The sequence below is a fragment of the Janthinobacterium sp. JF4 genome (assembly GCF_059617925.1).
Genome location: NZ_JCAQAV010000005.1, coordinates 1 through 15,611, shown reverse-complemented (window position 1 = coordinate 15,611; position 15,611 = coordinate 1). Strand labels below are relative to the sequence as shown.

The window sequence follows — 15,611 nt, the reverse complement described above, 5'->3', positions numbered from 1 at the left end:
TGTGTGCGGGTCCATCTGACAAATAAAATAACGGAGCAAGCTATGAGCATTGTGGAAGTCAAAGTCCCGGATATCGGCGATTTCAAGGAAGTCGAGATCATTGAACTGATGGTCAAGCCAGGCGACACGGTCAAGGTTGACCAGTCCCTGATCACGGTCGAATCGGACAAGGCCAGCATGGAAATTCCATCGAGCCATGCCGGTGTCGTCAAGGAATTGAAAGTCAACGTGGGCGACAAGATCGCCGAAGGTTCGCTGGTCCTGCTGCTGGAAGTGGCGGACGACGCGTCGGCCCCGGCATCGGCGCCTGTCACTGCCGCGCCAGCTGCGGCACCTGCCGCTGAAGCTGTCCCCGCCGCCGCTGCACCAGCACCTGCCGCCCCTGCCGGCGCGCCGGCCCTGGTGGAAGTGACCGTGCCCGATATCGGCGACTTCAAGGAGGTCGAAGTCATCGAACTGATGGTCAAGGTTGGTGACGCGATCAAGGTCGACCAGTCGCTGCTGACGGTCGAATCGGACAAGGCCAGCATGGAAATCCCGTCCAGCCACGCCGGTATCGTCAAGGAATTGAAGGTCAAGGTCGGCGACAAGGTTGCCAAGGGCAGCCTGGTGCTGGTGGTGGAAACGACGGGCGGCGCTGCCGCTCCTGCCGCTGCCGCCCCAGCCGCCGCGCCAGCGCAGGCTGCCGCCGCACCAGCCGCTGCCGTCGCTTCGGCGCCGGTCGCCGCTCCTGCCGCTGCCCCCGCTGCTGCCGCCCCTGCCGTGAATGGCAAGCTGGCGCACGCGTCGCCATCGATCCGCAAGTTCGCGCGCGAACTGGGCGTGGACCTGGCCCGGGTGGGCGGTTCCGGTCCGAAAGGCCGCATCACCCAGGAAGACGTGCAGAACTTCGTCAAGGGCGTGATGTCGGGCGCCGTCGCCGTGCCAAATGCTCCGGTCGCCAAAGCCGGTTCCGGCGTGGGCCTGGATCTGCTGCCATGGCCGTCGCTGGATTTCAGCAAATTTGGCGCGACCGAATTGCTGCCGCTGTCGCGCATCAAGAAAATCTCGGGTCCGAACCTGCACCGCAACTGGGTCATGATCCCGCACGTCACGCAGTTCGACGAAGCGGACGTGACGGACCTGGAAGCGTTCCGCGTCGATACCAACGCGGCCAATGCGAAGAACAAGGACGCGGCCAAGCTGACCATGCTGGCATTCGTCATCAAGGCTTCCGTCGCCGCGCTGAAGAAATTCCCCGCGTTTAACGCGTCCTTGGACGCCAAGGGCGAAAACCTGATCCTCAAGCAGTACTACAACATCGGCTTCGCGGCCGACACGCCGAATGGCCTGGTGGTACCGGTGATCAAGGGCGCGGACCAGAAGTCGGTTTCGCAGATCGCCCGTGAAATGACGGAACTGTCGCTGCAGGCGCGCGAAGGCAAGCTGAAACCGGCCGATATGCAGGGCGCCAGCTTCACGATTTCGTCCCTGGGCGGCATCGGCGGCACGCACTTCACGCCTATCGTGAATGCGCCGGAAGTGGCCATCCTGGGCCTGTCGAAAGCCTCGATCAAGCCGGTATGGGATGGCAAGGCCTTCCAGCCACGTCTGATGATGGGCACTTCGCTGTCCTACGACCACCGCGTGGTCGATGGCGCGATGGGCGCGCGATTCTCCGTGTACCTCGGCGAAGTCCTGGCCGACATGCGCAAAATTCTGCTGTAAGGAGCGATTGATGAGCACAGTAGAGGTAAAAGTACCGAATATCGGCGATTTCAAGGAAGTCGAAGTCATCGAACTGATGGTCAAGGTGGGCGACACCATCAAGGTGGACCAGTCCCTGATCACGGTTGAATCGGACAAGGCCAGCATGGAGATCCCGTCGACCCACGCCGGCGTCGTCAAGGAAGTCAAGGTCAAGGTTGGCGACAAGATCGCCGAAGGCAGCGCGCTGCTGGTGGTGGAAGCGGCTGAAGGTGCGGCTGCTGCCGCACCAGCGGCCGCTCCTGCGCCTGCCGCTGCGGCTCCGGCTGTGGCACCAGCGGCACCTGTCGCCGCCATCCCGGCCGGCAATTACAGCGGCCAGGTCGACATCGACGTCGACATGATGGTGCTGGGCGGCGGTCCCGGCGGCTATTCGGCGGCATTCCGCGCGGCCGACCTGGGCATGTCGACGGTCATCGTCGAGCGCTACGCGACCCTGGGCGGCGTGTGCCTGAACGTGGGCTGCATCCCGTCGAAGGCGCTGCTGCACGTCGCTTCCGTCATCGATGAAACGGCGCACATGTCCAGCACGGGCGTGACGTTCGCCAAGCCGACGATCGACATCGACCAGGTACGCGCTTACAAGGAAGGCGTGATCAAGAACATGACGGGCGGTCTGGCCGGCATGGCCAAGGCGCGCAAGACGCAAGTCGTCACGGGCGTGGGCCAGTTCCTGTCCGCGAACCACATCGAAGTGACGGCAGGCGACGGCTCGAAAAAAGTCGTGCAGTTCAAGCAAGCCATCATCGCCGCCGGTTCGTCCGTGGTGAAGCTGCCCTTCGTGCCGGAAGACCCGCGCATCGTCGATTCGACGGGCGCGCTGGAATTGCGCCAGATACCGAAACGCATGCTGGTCATCGGCGGCGGCATCATCGGCCTGGAAATGGCGACGGTGTATTCCACCTTCGGCGCGCGCATCGACGTGGTTGAAATGATGGATGGCCTGATGCAGGGCGCGGACCGCGACGCCGTCAAGGTGTGGCAGAAGTTCAACGAGAAGCGCTTCGACAACATCATGACCAAGACCAAGACGGTGGCCGTCGAGGCACTGCCGGAAGGCATCAAGGTCACGTTCGAAGCGGCCGAAGCGGGCGCCACGGCACCGGCGCCGCAAATCTACGACCTGGTGCTCGTCGCCGTGGGCCGCAGCCCGAACGGCAAGAAGATCGCCGCCGACAAGGCCGGCGTGACGGTTACCGACCGTGGCTTCATCAACGTCGACAGCCAGATGCGCACCAACGTGCCGAACATCTTCGCCATCGGCGACCTGGTGGGCCAGCCGATGCTGGCGCACAAGGCCGTGCATGAAGCCCACGTGGCGGCGGAAGCGGCTTCTGGCCAGAAGTCGCACTTCGACGTCAAGGTGATTCCATCGGTCGCCTACACGGATCCGGAAGTGGCATGGGCCGGCATCACGGAAGACGAAGCGAAAGCCAAGGGCATCAAGGTCGAGAAGGGCCACTTCCCCTGGGCCGCTTCCGGCCGCGCCGTGGCCAACGGCCGCGCCGAAGGCTTCACCAAGTTGCTGTTCGACGCGGAAACGCACCGCATCATCGGCGGCACCATCGTCGGCACGCATGCGGGCGACATGATCGGTGAAATCGCCCTGGCCATCGAAATGGGCTGCGACGGCACCGACATCGGCAAGACCATCCACCCGCACCCGACCCTGGGCGAGTCGATCGGGATGGCCGCCGAAGTGTACGAAGGCGTGTGCACGGACTTGCCGCCGCCGCGCAAGCGCTGATGTTTTAAGCGCACGTTGCAACATTAAAAACCCGCAAGCGATTGCGGGTTTTTTTATTTTCCTTGATCCTGGCAAGGTAAACCGCAGGTGAACTGTAGCGCATCGGCCTCATGTGAAAATTGGTGAGTATTGCCATATGGAAAAAATGGCAGAATGGAGGCCTGTCACCCTGTTCTGCTTTTGCAGCAACAGAAGCGTGTGATTTTTCCAGGAATGTTGCCAGCGTGGGGTTCGGTCAAGTTCCGCTGTACTAAGAGCCTGTCCCAGTAGATGAATACATCCCCTGCTGGCGCCCCTCAGAAGCGGGGGACTGCGTCGATCGTCGTCGCGTGGCTCGCCACGCTTCCTCCTCACGCCTTGCCCGCGCTCCTGATGAACTACCAGCAGAAGACGCTCCCTACTGGGATAGGCTCTAAGAAAGTTTTGCAACGATGAAAAAATTTACCGCCCTGCATATTGCCGATGTCCGCTTGCGCCGAGCTGACGAGCAAGAGCAAGCCGTGATGCTGCATGCCTTGTACCAGGATGTGGCCGCTATCCTGGCGGCGGGCAAGAAGATCGATGCGATTTTCTTCACGGGCCAGCTGGTGGCGCCCGACGCCTGTGCCGGCACGACGCCCGTGTACGTCTACGAGTACTTCCTGCGCCCCTTGCTGCAGGCGGCCAGCTTGCCTGGCGCGCGTTTCTACCTGGTGCCTGGCAGCCGCCAGCAGGGTGTCGCGGCTGCGGCGCTGGGCAATGCCGGTTTCAGTTTTTTCTCCGCCGACGAGCACGCAAGTGCCGAGCAGCGCGCGCACTACAAGAATATCCACGCCGTGTTCCATGGCCACCAGCATACGGGCGATGCCAGTTCGCTGATGAAGTCGCTGGGCATCTTGTTCAAGAGCAATCCCGGCAGCCTGTACGGCGCGCAGGGCCAGATGGCGGCATTTGCCGTGCTCGAGTTCGACAGCGCGGCCGATGGCGGCGCGGCAGGCACGCAGTGGACGGTGTCCCTGCGCGAATTCGATGACGTGAGCAAGAGCTTCGCCCTGTCGGTGCTGTACACGCCAAATGGCCAGGAAACGGGGCAGGTGGATGCCGAGTATGTGTTTGCTGCCTTGTTGCCGCAATTGGCGGCCGAGCGCGCTTATCTCGATGGCTTGCTGGGCAAGGCGGGCGTGCAGCAGCGCGTGGACGCCGGCGTGGCTGCCGATGCGCGCGAATTCCTGATCGAGCTGGCATTCGTGATGTTCGAAGCCAAGACCGTCTTCCTCAACGGGGCGGAGCTGGAGCGCTTTGCCAGCGACTATTGTGGCGTGAAGGGCTGGAGCATGGCGGCCGGGGACTGGTTGGCGCCGCTGTATGCGCATGGCTTGCTGCTGCAGACCGATGGTCAGGTGGCGTTTTCCTTCGATTACTTCCGTACGTATTTCCTGGCGCAGCGCTTTGAAACCTCGTTTGATCTGATGCGCTATGGCCCGGACCGTTACGATGGAAGTGAGTCTTCACTTAGTGTTGATGGCGCGTCGGCGGCCCAGCCTTTCCTGCGCGCGCTGGGCTTGAGCGATGAGCACGCCGAAGCGGCGCTGCCGGAAGATTGCAGCCGTCCTGGCTGACTTGCGCTTCAGGCCGTCGCGCGTCAGGCGTCAGGCGGCTGGCGCAGGGTGCCGCGCAGGAACAGGTCCAGACTGACCTCCACCTTGGCGCGCAATTGCGCCACGTCCGGCTGTGTTTGTGGTGGGAACAGCAGGCGCGACATCTGGTCGCCCAGCAGGCAATTGAGCAGGTGCAGTGCCAGCATGGCCGCCGTCAGCTCTGCGCGAAACAGGGGGGCGATGTCGGGGCGGCTGAAAAACCGGGTCAGCATCTCGCGCGTCTGTCCCGGTCCCACCTTGTAGAACGTTTCCGCCAGTTCCGGGTGCGTGGCCGCTTCAGCCACGACCATGCGATTGAGGCGGATCGCCGCCGGCATGGTGACCAGTTGCAGGAACAGCAGGCCGAACTCGCCCAGGATGGTGGGCAGGGGGCGCATGTCCGTTTCCAGCGCCGGCATGGTCGAAAAATAGGCGGCACGGCGCAATTCCACCACGGCATTGAACAAGCCCGACTTGCCGCCAAATTTCACATAAATCGTGCGCACGGCCACGTGGGCTTCGCGGGCGATCATTTCCAGGCTCACCTTTCCATACCCTTTTTCCAGAAACAGGCTGCCGGCCGTGTGCAGCAGGTTTTCCATGCGCGCCTCCATGTCCGCCGCGCGCGGCCGGCCGGCTGGCTTGCCGCAGCAGGAAAGCGCGTGGACGGCATCGCCGGATTCTGTATCGGTAGGCAAGGTATCGCTGAGGCCGGGATCGGACATGGTCTGGGTCTCTTTATAAGTTGGAGGGTAAGTGATGGCTCACACTGTAGTGCAAATTAAAATGAAATGCAATCGTTTCATTTCTTGACTTTGGCTTTTCTTTGCCCAATAATGAACCTATATCATTTCATTTTCGGAGCGAGTATGTCCAACCAGCCAGGCCAAGCAGAGCACAAGGTGCTGAGCGCCGTCCCACCCGCGGCCCCTGCCGCACCTTCCACGCCCGCCGCTTCCGCCAGCTCCGCCCCGCCGAACAACCGCGTCAAAATCATCGCCGGCCTGATCGTCCTGGTCGCGCTGGGCGCCGGTGCGCGCATGTGGTACCGCAGCCACTATTTCGTGGAAACGGAAAACGCGTATGTGGCCGGTCACGTGCATCCCGTCTCGGCACGCATTTCCGGCGTCGTCACCAAGGTCTTCATCGACGACAATCAGATCGTGAAAGAGGGCGACGTGATCGCCGAACTCGACCCGTTCGACCAGCGCGTGAAAACCGAGCAGATCGCCGCGCAGATCGCCAGCGCCGAGCAGCAAGTGCTGCAAGCGGACGCGCAGATCGCGCAAGTGCAGGCGCAAGCGAGTGCCGCCCAGGCGCAAGTGGCGCAAGCCGATGCACAGCTGCTGCGCGCAAAACAGGATGCCGAGCGTTATGGCCAGCTGTACACGAGCCAGATGAAAGCCGTCTCGAAAGCGGAACTCGATGCGGCCAACGCGGCCCGCTCTGGCGCCGTGGCCGACCTGGCCGCCCGCCGCGACAGCGCTTCGGCCGCCAAGGCGCAGATCGGTGCGGCGCAAGCTGCGCGCGACGTGGCCAAGGCGCAAGTGGCCGTGCTGCGCGTGCAATTGAAGGACGCGGAACAGCAACTGCAATACAACCGCATCCTGGCACCCGTCGCCGGCCGCATCGGCAAGCGCAACGTGGAAACGGGCATGCGCGTCCAGCCTGGCCAGCAACTGACGGCCATCGTGCAAGACAACGTCTGGGTCACCGCCAACTTCAAGGAAACGCAGCTGGCCGACCTGCACCGCGGCCAGAGCGTGCACGTGACCATCGACGCCATGCCGGGCAAAAAACTGGTGGGTACCGTGGACAGCTTCGCCCCTGCCTCGGGCGCGCAATTCGCCCTGCTGCCGGCCGATAACGCCACCGGCAACTTCACCAAGATCGTCCAGCGCGTGCCGGTAAAAATCGTCTTCCAGCCGGAAGACATCAAGGCCATGAACGGCCGCCTGGTGCCGGGCATGTCGGTGATCGCCGAAGTGGAAGTGAATCAGCCCGAGCCGGCGCAGGACAAGGCCGCGCGCCACGCCGCAGCTCCTGCCGCTCCTGCCGCCCAGACCACCACCCGCTAAGCTTCCATGAGCAGCCCCTCCACCACGCTGGCGAAGCCGCCGGCGTTTCCCGTGATCGACGAGAAAGTCTCCGGGCGCACCTGGCTGGCGGTCGCCGCCGGCATGCTGGGCGCCTTCATGGCGGTGCTCGACATCCAGATCACCAACTCCTCGCTCAAGGATATCCTTGGCTCGCTGTCGGCCACCCAGGAAGAGGGTTCGTGGATTTCCACGGCCTACCTGGTGGCCGAAATCATCGTCATTCCCCTCACCGCGCTGCTGGCGCGGGTGTTCGGACTGCGCACCTACATGATCGGCACCACCGCTTTCTTCCTGCTGTTCTCCACCCTGTGCGGGGCGGCCTGGAACCTGGAAAGCATGATCGTCTTCCGCATGCTGCAAGGCTTTACCGGCGGCGCCCTGATTCCGATGGCGTTTACCCTGGTGATGCTCAAGCTGCCGCCGTCGAAGCGCGCCGTCGGCATGGCCATCTTCGGTCTGACGGCGACCCTGGCGCCGGCCATGGGCCCGACCCTGGGCGGCTATCTGAGCGAGCTGTATGGCTGGCCTTCGATCTTCTACATCAACTGGGTGCCGGGCGTGCTGCTGATCGCCGGCATGATCTATGGCCTCGACAAGGAGCCGCTGCAGCTGAAGCTGTTCTGGAAGGCCGACTGGTTGGGCATCTTCTTCATGGCTCTGGGCCTCGGTTGCCTGACCATCTTCCTGGAAGAGGGAAATTCGAAGGACTGGTTCGACTCGGGCTTCATCATCGCCTTTGCCGCGCTGGCCCTGACGGGCATCCTGGGCTGGGTCGTCACCAGCACCACGCGCGCCGAACCGTTCGTCAACCTGGCCCTGTACGGCCAGCGCAATTTCCTGGTCGCTACCGTGCTGTCGGCCGTGACGGGCATGGGCCTGTATGGCTCGGCCTTTTTGCTGCCCCTGTTCCTGGGCCAGATCGCCGGCTATTCGCCGATGCAGATCGGTGAAGTCATCATGTGGGTGGGCTTGCCGCAGCTGTTCATCATGCCCTTCGTCGCCAAGCTGTCGTCCGTGGTGGATAACCGCATCCTGTGTTCGATCGGCCTGCTGCTGTTTGGCGGCTCATGCATGATGAATGCCTACATGGACGCTTCCACCGGCTATGACCAGCTGTTGTGGTCGCAGGTGGTGCGCGCGCTGGGCCAGCCCTTCGTCATGCTGACGCTGTCGAACTTCGCCATGAAGGGCATCGCGCCGAAGGACATGGCGTCCGCTTCAAGCCTGTTCAATATGACGCGCAACCTGGGCGGCTCCATCGGCATCGCCCTGCTGGCCACGGCACTGAGCACCCGCGAGCACTTCCACTCGCAGCGCCTGGGCGAAGCGATCAATGCCTATTCCAGCGCCACGCAGCTGCGCATCGACCAGCTGACGTCGTCGTTCATGGCCAAGGGCTATGACGCCGTCACGGCCGGCAACCAGGCCTTGCAGGCGATCGACGGCATCGTGCGCCGCGAAGCGTATGTGATGGCCTACAACGATGGCTTCTTCCTGATCGGCGCCATTCTGCTGGCCTGCATCGTGCCCCTGTGGCTGGCCGACAAACTCAAAGCCCCCGGTGGCGGCGGCGGTCATTGACCGCGCACGCCAACACCTCAAGAACAAGAAGGTATACATCATGCAAACAGTATTGACGAAAATCGCGCTGGCCGCTTCCCTTGCCGTGGCGCTCTCCGCCTGCGGCAGCGTGGGCCAGGATTTCATCGCCCCGGCGAACGTGGCCGGCGTCGACAACGGCGTTTTCCGCCACGGCGCGGCCGCAGCGGATGCAGCGCAGCTGCCGAAAGAGTGGTGGAGCATCTACGGCGATCCTGCCCTGGACCGCCTCGAACGCAGCGCGCTGCAGGACAACCCCGGCGTGAAAGCGGCCGGCGAGCGCTTGCTGCAGGCGCTGGCGCAAAGCGGCACGGCGCGCGCCAACCAGGGCCCGAGCGTGAACGTCAGCACGGGCATCTCGAACTCGCGCACTTCGGCCAACACCTCGCAGGGCCTGGCCCTGGGCAACCGCTCCATCAGCGGCAATAATTTCTCCGTCGGCGGCTCGCTGTCGTATGAAGTCGACTTGCTGGGCCGCGTCAAACGCATGGTCGAAGCGGCCGATTCGCAGGCGCTGGCGGCGCAGGCCGACCGCGACGGCGTGCTGCTGATGTTGTCGGCGCAAGTGGCCAGCAACTACTGGCAGCTGCGCGGGCTGGATGCGGAAATGGCGATCCTGAACGGCGCCTTGGACACGCGCCGCGAATCGGCGCAGCTGGTCGAGGCGCGCTTCAATGCGGGCTTGACGAATGAGCTGGACCTGGCGCGCGCGAAAGTCGAACTGTCGAACGCGCAGGCCGACCTGCATGAAGTCAAGCGCCAGCGCAACCAGCTGGAAAACAGCCTGGCCACCCTGACGGGCAAGCCGCCGTCGGCGCTGCAATTGCCGGTGGCCGCCCAGCCATCGAGCTTGCCGCTGCCGCCCGCCATTCCCGTCGGCCTGCCCGCCAGCCTGCTGGCGCACCGCCCGGACCTCGTCTCCAGCGTGGCGGGCCTGCGCGCGGCCAACGCGCAAGTGGGCGTGGCCGAAGGCGCGTTTTATCCGACGCTGCAATTGACGGGCAACTTCGGCTACGCGTCGGAAAAGCTGCACGACCTGGCGCAGGGCGGCTCGCGCCAGTTCAGTGTTGGCCCGCTGGCCCTGTCCCTGCCGATCTTCGACGGCGGCCGCAACCAGGCCAACCTGGATGTGAGCAAGGCGCGCTATGCGGAAGCCGTGGCGAACCACGAGACGAAGCTGTTGACGGCCTTGCGCGAAGTGGAAGACGCGTTGTCCGACGTGGAGCAGCGCCAGTTGCAGGGCGACGCCCAGGCCCTGTCGCAGGCAGCGGCGGCGCGCGCCTACCTAGTGGCGCGCACGCGCTACGAGCGCGGCATCTCGACCTACCTGGACGTCACCGATGCGCAGCGCAGTTCGCTGGCAGCGGACCGCGCCGCCGCGCAGATCAAGACCCAGCGCCTGCTGGCGACGGTCGCCGTGGCGAGGTCCCTTGGTGCCGGCTGGCAGCCGGACGGCGAGCTGGCGACGCTGGCGTCGGCGCCCGCCGCAAAGGTCAACTAAGCATCCCCAGTTACGTGAGCGTGGCCGGCGGCGGTGTCGCCGCCGGCCCGTAGCGTTCCAGCAGAAAATCGATAAACGTCGTCAGCTTCGGCGTGGGCTGGCGGTCGCGCGCATACACGAGGTGCATGGGGCGCGGCGCCGGCACGTAGTCGGCCAGCAGCGGCACCAGCCTGCCGGCGGCGATATCGCCGGCCATCAGGATTTCCGCCTGCATGACGATGCCAAAGCCGTGCAGGGCCGCCACGCGCAAGGCCTGCCCATTGTTTGAGCGGAAGCGGCTCTCGCGCACGGGGCTGCCGTCGTCGTCGCCGCTCCTGGCCAGGCGCCAGCGCACGTGGCGCGTCCACTGCATGAAATCCAGGCATTCGTGGCGCGCCAGGTCGGCCGGCATGCGCGGCGTGCCGTGTCTGGCCAGATAGGCGGGCGCGGCGCAGATCACCATCGCATACGGCCGCAGCGCGCGCGCCACCATGGCGGAATCTTCCAGCTTGCCGATGCGGATGGCCGCATCAAACCCTTCTTCCACCAGATCCACCGTCCTGTCGTTCAGGCTCAATTCCAGGCTCACTTCCGGATATGCGTCGAGGTAGTCGGCCATCAGCGGCGCGATGCACTCGCTGCCGAACGACACGGGCGCCGTGATCTTCAGCTTGCCGCGCGGCGCCGTGCGCATGGCTTCCGCGCCCCGTTCGGCCGCATGGATGCTGGCCAGGATCTGGCGGCACTGTTCCACATACTGCTGGCCGATTTCCGTCAGACTTTGCCGCCGCGTGGTGCGCGCCAGCAGCCGCGCGCCCAGCCGCTCTTCCAGGTATTTGATGTGCTTGCCCACCATCACGGGTGAAATCTGGAACGCCTCGGCGGCGGCCGTGAAACTGCCCGCATCGACGACGGACACAAAGATTTCCATGCTGCGCAATTTATCCATGGGCACCTTGATTGCAAACTGTGGATTGGTAATCTTGTAAATTCTAGCGTATTTATTCCTTTTTGTAAGCGGCGCATACTGGCTCCATCGTTCAACCCACACAAGGAAACAGCATGAAAATCGTCATCATCGGCGCCAGCGGCACCATCGGCACGGCCGTCGCCGCGCAACTGGCGCAACGCCATGAAATCATCGAAGTGGGCAGCCGCAGCGGCACGCATCAGGCCGACATGGGCGACATCGCGCAAGTGCGCGCCCTGTTCAAGCGCATCGGCAAGGTCGATGCCGTCATCGTCACGGCCGGCAAACTGCATTTCGGCCCGCTGGCCGAATTTACGCCCGAGCAATTCCAGCTGGGCCTGGACAGTAAACTGATGGGCCAGGTCAACGTGGCGCTGGTAGCGCAGGAATACTTGAACGACGGTGGTTCCATTACGCTCACCAGCGGCATCGTGGCCGAGCAGCCGATCCGCTTCGGCACGGCCGCCAGCATGACGAACGCGGCCGTGGAAGGCTTCGTGCGCGGCGCCGCCATCGAACTGGCGCGCGGCGTGCGCATCAATGCCGTCAGCCCCACGGTGCTGGCCGAATCGCTGGAAGCGTATGGCCCCTTCTTCTATGGCTTCGAGCCGGCCGCCGCCAGCCGCGTGGCCCTGGCCTACAGCCGCAGCGTGGAAGGGGCGCAGACGGGGCAGGTGTACAAGGTCTGGTAAGCCGCTTGCCATGCCATGGGGGCAGGTGGGACAATCGCAGGCTGAGCAAGAAAGCGCCAGCGCGCCATCCGCGCCGGCCGCTTTTGAGAAAAATCTTACCGAGACCCCCATGAAAAAACTCCTGATTCCCCTGCTGATGGTCGTCGCCGTCGGCAGCGCCTGCGCCGCAACGCCAGCCACCCCGGCCACTGCGCAGCAACTGACCAGCATGAGCGCCCGCTATGCACCCGTTGCGCTGACGGCCGATGTCGCGCACCTGTCCGCGGGCGACCGCCAGGCCATCGCCAAGCTGGTCGAAGCGGCCAAGCTGGTCGACGTGCTGCAGCTGCGCCAGCGCTGGTCCGGCAATGAAGCGCTGTGGGCAGCCCTGAAGAAGGACAAATCAAAGCTGGGCCAGGCCCGTTTGAACTATTTTTGGATCAACAAGGGGCCCTGGTCGGTGCTCGATGCGCATGCCTCGTTCATGCCGGCCAGCTATGCCGGCATCGCGATTCCCGCGCACAAGCCGGAAGCGGGCAATTTCTATCCGCAAGGCGCCACCAAGGCCAGCCTGGAAACGTGGATGAATGGCTTGCCGGCGGACGACAAGCAGCAGGCGCAATGGTTCTTCACGACGATTCGCGCGGGCAAGGATGGCAAATACCAGACCGTCAAGTATTCGGATGAATACAAGGTGGAGCTCAAGCAACTCGCCAGGCTGCTCGACGAGGCCGCCGCCGCCACGGACAACGCATCCTTGAAGAAATTTCTTACCTTGCGCGCCAAGGCTTTCCTCGACAACGATTACTTGCCGTCCGACTTCGCCTGGATGGACCTCGATTCGCCCGTCGACATCACCATCGGCCCGTACGAAACGTATAACGACGAGCTGTTCGGTTACAAGGCCGCGTTTGAAGCGTACGTGAACATCCGCGACCAGGCGGAAACGCAGAAGCTCAATTTCTTTGCCAAGCACATGCAGGAGCTGGAAGACAACCTGCCGCTGGACGCCCGGTACCGCAACCCGAAAGTGGGCGCGCTGGCGCCGATGGTGGTGGTCAACCAGGTGTATGGCGCCGGCGACGGCAACATGGCCGTGCAGACGGCCGCCTACAACTTGCCCAATGACGAGCGCATCATCAGCGCGCGCGGCTCGAAGCGCGTGATGCTGAAAAACGTGCAGGAAGCCAAGTTCAAGGCCACCCTGACGCCGATCTCGAAACTGGTGCTCACGCCTGAGGCGCAGCAGGACGTCGATTTCAATTCCTTCTTCACGCACATCCTCGCACATGAAATCATGCACGGCCTGGGCCCGCACGCTACCGTCGTTGACGGCAAGCCATCGACGCCGCGCCAGGACTTGAAGGAAGCGTATTCGACCATCGAAGAAGCCAAGGCCGACATCACAGGCCTGTTTGCGCTGCGCTACATGATGGACAAGGGACAATTGAATGACACCCTGGGCCAGGGCGAGGCGGCCGAGCGCAAGCTGTACAACACTTTCCTTGCCTCCGGTTTCCGCACCCTGCACTTCGGCCTGACGGATTCGCACGCGCGCGGCATGGCCATCCAGATGAATTACCTCCTCGACAACGGTGGTTTTGTCTCGCTGGGCGATGGCAAGTTCGGTGTCGATTTTTCCAAGATCAAGCAGGCAGTGATCGACCTCGACCGTGAGTTTTTGACCATCGAGGCGACGGGCGATTATGCGCGCGCGCAAGCGATGATGAGCAAGTACGTGGTCATCCGCCCTGAAGTGCAGGTGGCGCTCGATAAGATGAAGGCCGTGCCCAACGATATCCGCCCGGAATTCGTCACGGCCCGCGCGCTGGATCAAGCGACGCAGAAATAACTCGCCCTTGATTGGTATCAGTCTGGAAAGCCGGCGCTTGCGCCGGCTTTCTTCCGTCTTTATTTATGAAAAGTTGCCAGTTTTTCCTTGTGGAAATATCTGCACCGCTTACTCTGCAGTGGTAAAGCCTCTTTCCTCCTGTCGATCCCATGTTGAAACTGTTCTCGCTGTTGAGTTTGTTCCTTGCTGTGCCTGCCATGGCGCACGCCCAGCTCACCGATCTGGAAACCCGTTGGCTGCAGGCGGGCCAACCCGTCATCGCATTTGCGCGTGCGCAAGGCCTGCCCATCGATATCATCGTGCAGCCGCAGGATGCGCCCGGCGCCGTGCCGCTGGCGCTGGGTTACGCAGCAGGGCGCTGCAAGCTGGTGCTATCGCTGCGCGGCAATGCGCAGGCGGACAGTATCTTGCAGGGCGTACCACCCGCGCGCCACGGCTTGATGATGGAAGCGATGACGGCGCATGAGATCGGCCATTGCCAGCGCTATGCGCAGGGCGACTGGCATGCGTTGCCGCGCAGCTTTGTCGAGCCGCTTGGCACGCAGCGGAGCAAGCTGACACCGCTGGCGCAGGAGCTGCGCGAGACGCGCCGCGAAGAGGCCTATGCGGACCTGGTGGCCCTTGCCTGGATGCATGGACGCCACCCCGGGCAGTACCAGGATGTGCTGGCCTGGATGCGGGGCGTGCGCGCCAGCGGCGATGGCGCGGGTGGTTCGCACGCCACGCAAGGCTGGCTGGCGCTGGCCGATAGCGCAGGTGTGTTTGATGTGTCCGCTTCACCATTTGAACAGGCGCAAGTATTGTGGCGGAAGGGCTTGAGCGGCGACAAATAAACGATGATTTTTATGCGAATGGCCTGTCAGCGTGTGCTGTCGCACGGAGCTTTGCGCGCGGCAGGGGTCTAATCTGGGCATCAACTAACCAGAGAGGAACCATCATGAACAAAATGATCGCACTCATGCTGGCCGCTAGTGCCAGCGCCCTGTTTGCCGCCACACCCGCGTATGCGCAGGATGCCTCGTACAAGAGCTTGACGGACAAGGCAACGGCCGACTACAAACAGGCCAAGGCCGCTTGCGATGCCCACAGCGGCAACGCGAAAAAAGTCTGCGTGGAAGAAGCCAAGGTGGCGCGCGCCAAGGCCGAATCGGACGCCGTGGCGCAATACCGCAACACCCCGCGCGAACTGGGCAAGGCCCGCAAGGACGTCGCCAATGCCGAGTATGACCTGGCCAAGGCCAAGTGCGGCGACCGCACGGGCGCCGACAAAACCACGTGCATGAACGATGCCAAGGCGGCGAAAACGGCCGCGCTGGCCGACGCCAAGACGGGCGCCAGGGCCGGCACCAACGTGGCGCAGAATCCCCCTGCCACGATGAAGGAAAACTGCGACGCCATGGATGCGGCGGCCAAGGCTGCCTGCATGACGCGCAATGCGGCCGGCAGCACCAGGACGGCAATGGCCGACTCCGTCATCACCACCAAGATCAAGGCGGACCTCGTCAAGGACAACGACTTGAAAGCGCTTGACGTGCACGTGGAGACCGTGAATGGCGTCGTCATGCTCAGCGGCTTCGTGCCCTCCCAGGCGCAAGTGAAAAAAGCCGCCGACCTGGCCCGTGGCGTGGAAGGCGTGACGGAGGTGAAGAATGGCTTGAAGGTGAAGTAGGCCAGCTGGCGCCTGCCGTTGTAATACCTTGCCTGCATGAAAAAAGCCAGGTCCGCGCGAGCGGAGCCTGGCTTTTTCATTTTTTCAAGAAGCGTGCAGCAAGATTATTTTAGGCTCTGTCCTCGGCAAATAGGGGAAATGCCGGAATCTTCTCTTGGCAGT

At 63.4% G+C, this 15,611-nt stretch carries 12 protein-coding genes; 10 read left to right on the top strand and 2 right to left on the bottom strand.

Features of this window, described 5'->3' with window-relative positions:
* The first annotated feature begins 42 nt into the window (after positions 1 to 42).
* From aceF to AC54AF_RS06860, 3 genes are all read left to right on the top strand, one after another.
* Entirely contained in the window at positions 43 to 1,707 is a 1,665-nt protein-coding gene (gene aceF / locus AC54AF_RS06870) for a dihydrolipoyllysine-residue acetyltransferase (RefSeq protein ID WP_496635935.1), read from the top strand.
* A 10-nt stretch (positions 1,708 to 1,717) separates the two neighbouring features.
* On the top strand, positions 1,718 to 3,493 hold the full coding sequence (gene lpdA, locus AC54AF_RS06865) for a dihydrolipoyl dehydrogenase (RefSeq protein ID WP_496635934.1): 1,776 nt from the start codon (positions 1,718 to 1,720) through the stop codon (positions 3,491 to 3,493).
* Positions 3,494 to 3,924: 431 nt separating this feature from the next.
* Positions 3,925 to 5,091 carry a hypothetical protein gene (locus AC54AF_RS06860; RefSeq protein WP_131688538.1) on the top strand — a complete coding sequence of 389 codons (1,167 nt, stop codon included), beginning with the start codon at positions 3,925 to 3,927 and terminating at the stop codon, positions 5,089 to 5,091.
* Positions 5,092 to 5,114: 23 nt separating this feature from the next.
* Here AC54AF_RS06860 and AC54AF_RS06855 read toward each other — a convergent pair whose 3' ends face one another.
* Positions 5,115 to 5,834 carry a TetR/AcrR family transcriptional regulator gene (locus AC54AF_RS06855; RefSeq protein ID WP_496635933.1) on the bottom strand — a complete coding sequence of 240 codons (720 nt, stop codon included), beginning with the start codon at positions 5,832 to 5,834 and terminating at the stop codon, positions 5,115 to 5,117.
* 144 nt (positions 5,835 to 5,978) lie between these two features.
* On the opposite strand from AC54AF_RS06855, the gene AC54AF_RS06850 reads away from it, so the two are divergent.
* The 3 genes from AC54AF_RS06850 to AC54AF_RS06840 are packed head-to-tail and all read left to right on the top strand — an operon-like array spanning position 5,979 to position 10,308.
* A complete protein-coding gene (locus AC54AF_RS06850; RefSeq protein ID WP_496635932.1) occupies positions 5,979 to 7,187 on the top strand; it encodes an HlyD family secretion protein in 1,209 nt (402 codons plus the stop codon).
* Positions 7,188 to 7,193: 6 nt separating this feature from the next.
* Positions 7,194 to 8,789, top strand: coding sequence for a DHA2 family efflux MFS transporter permease subunit (locus tag AC54AF_RS06845; RefSeq protein WP_496635931.1), 1,596 nt, complete (start codon positions 7,194 to 7,196; stop codon positions 8,787 to 8,789).
* Between the two features lie 40 nt (positions 8,790 to 8,829).
* Complete coding sequence (locus AC54AF_RS06840) at positions 8,830 to 10,308, top strand: efflux transporter outer membrane subunit (protein WP_496635930.1); 1,479 nt, start codon at positions 8,830 to 8,832, stop codon at positions 10,306 to 10,308.
* A gap of 10 nt (positions 10,309 to 10,318) precedes the next feature.
* Here the strand turns inward: AC54AF_RS06840 and AC54AF_RS06835 are convergent, their stop codons facing one another.
* Positions 10,319 to 11,236: a LysR family transcriptional regulator gene (locus tag AC54AF_RS06835; RefSeq protein WP_496635929.1), complete on the bottom strand. Its 918-nt coding sequence runs from the start codon at positions 11,234 to 11,236 to the stop codon at positions 10,319 to 10,321.
* 113 nt (positions 11,237 to 11,349) lie between these two features.
* On the opposite strand from AC54AF_RS06835, the gene AC54AF_RS06830 reads away from it, so the two are divergent.
* The 4 genes from AC54AF_RS06830 to AC54AF_RS06815 all read left to right on the top strand — a co-directional run bounded on the left by AC54AF_RS06830 (position 11,350) and on the right by AC54AF_RS06815 (position 15,449).
* Complete coding sequence (locus AC54AF_RS06830; protein WP_496635928.1) at positions 11,350 to 11,949, top strand: short chain dehydrogenase; 600 nt, start codon at positions 11,350 to 11,352, stop codon at positions 11,947 to 11,949.
* A 109-nt stretch (positions 11,950 to 12,058) separates the two neighbouring features.
* Positions 12,059 to 13,780, top strand: coding sequence for a dipeptidyl-peptidase 3 family protein (locus AC54AF_RS06825; protein WP_496635927.1), 1,722 nt, complete (start codon positions 12,059 to 12,061; stop codon positions 13,778 to 13,780).
* 149 nt (positions 13,781 to 13,929) lie between these two features.
* A complete protein-coding gene (locus tag AC54AF_RS06820; RefSeq protein WP_496635926.1) occupies positions 13,930 to 14,613 on the top strand; it encodes a hypothetical protein in 684 nt (227 codons plus the stop codon).
* Positions 14,614 to 14,717: 104 nt separating this feature from the next.
* Positions 14,718 to 15,449: a BON domain-containing protein gene (locus tag AC54AF_RS06815; protein WP_496635925.1), complete on the top strand. Its 732-nt coding sequence runs from the start codon at positions 14,718 to 14,720 to the stop codon at positions 15,447 to 15,449.
* Positions 15,450 to 15,611 lie beyond the last annotated feature (162 nt).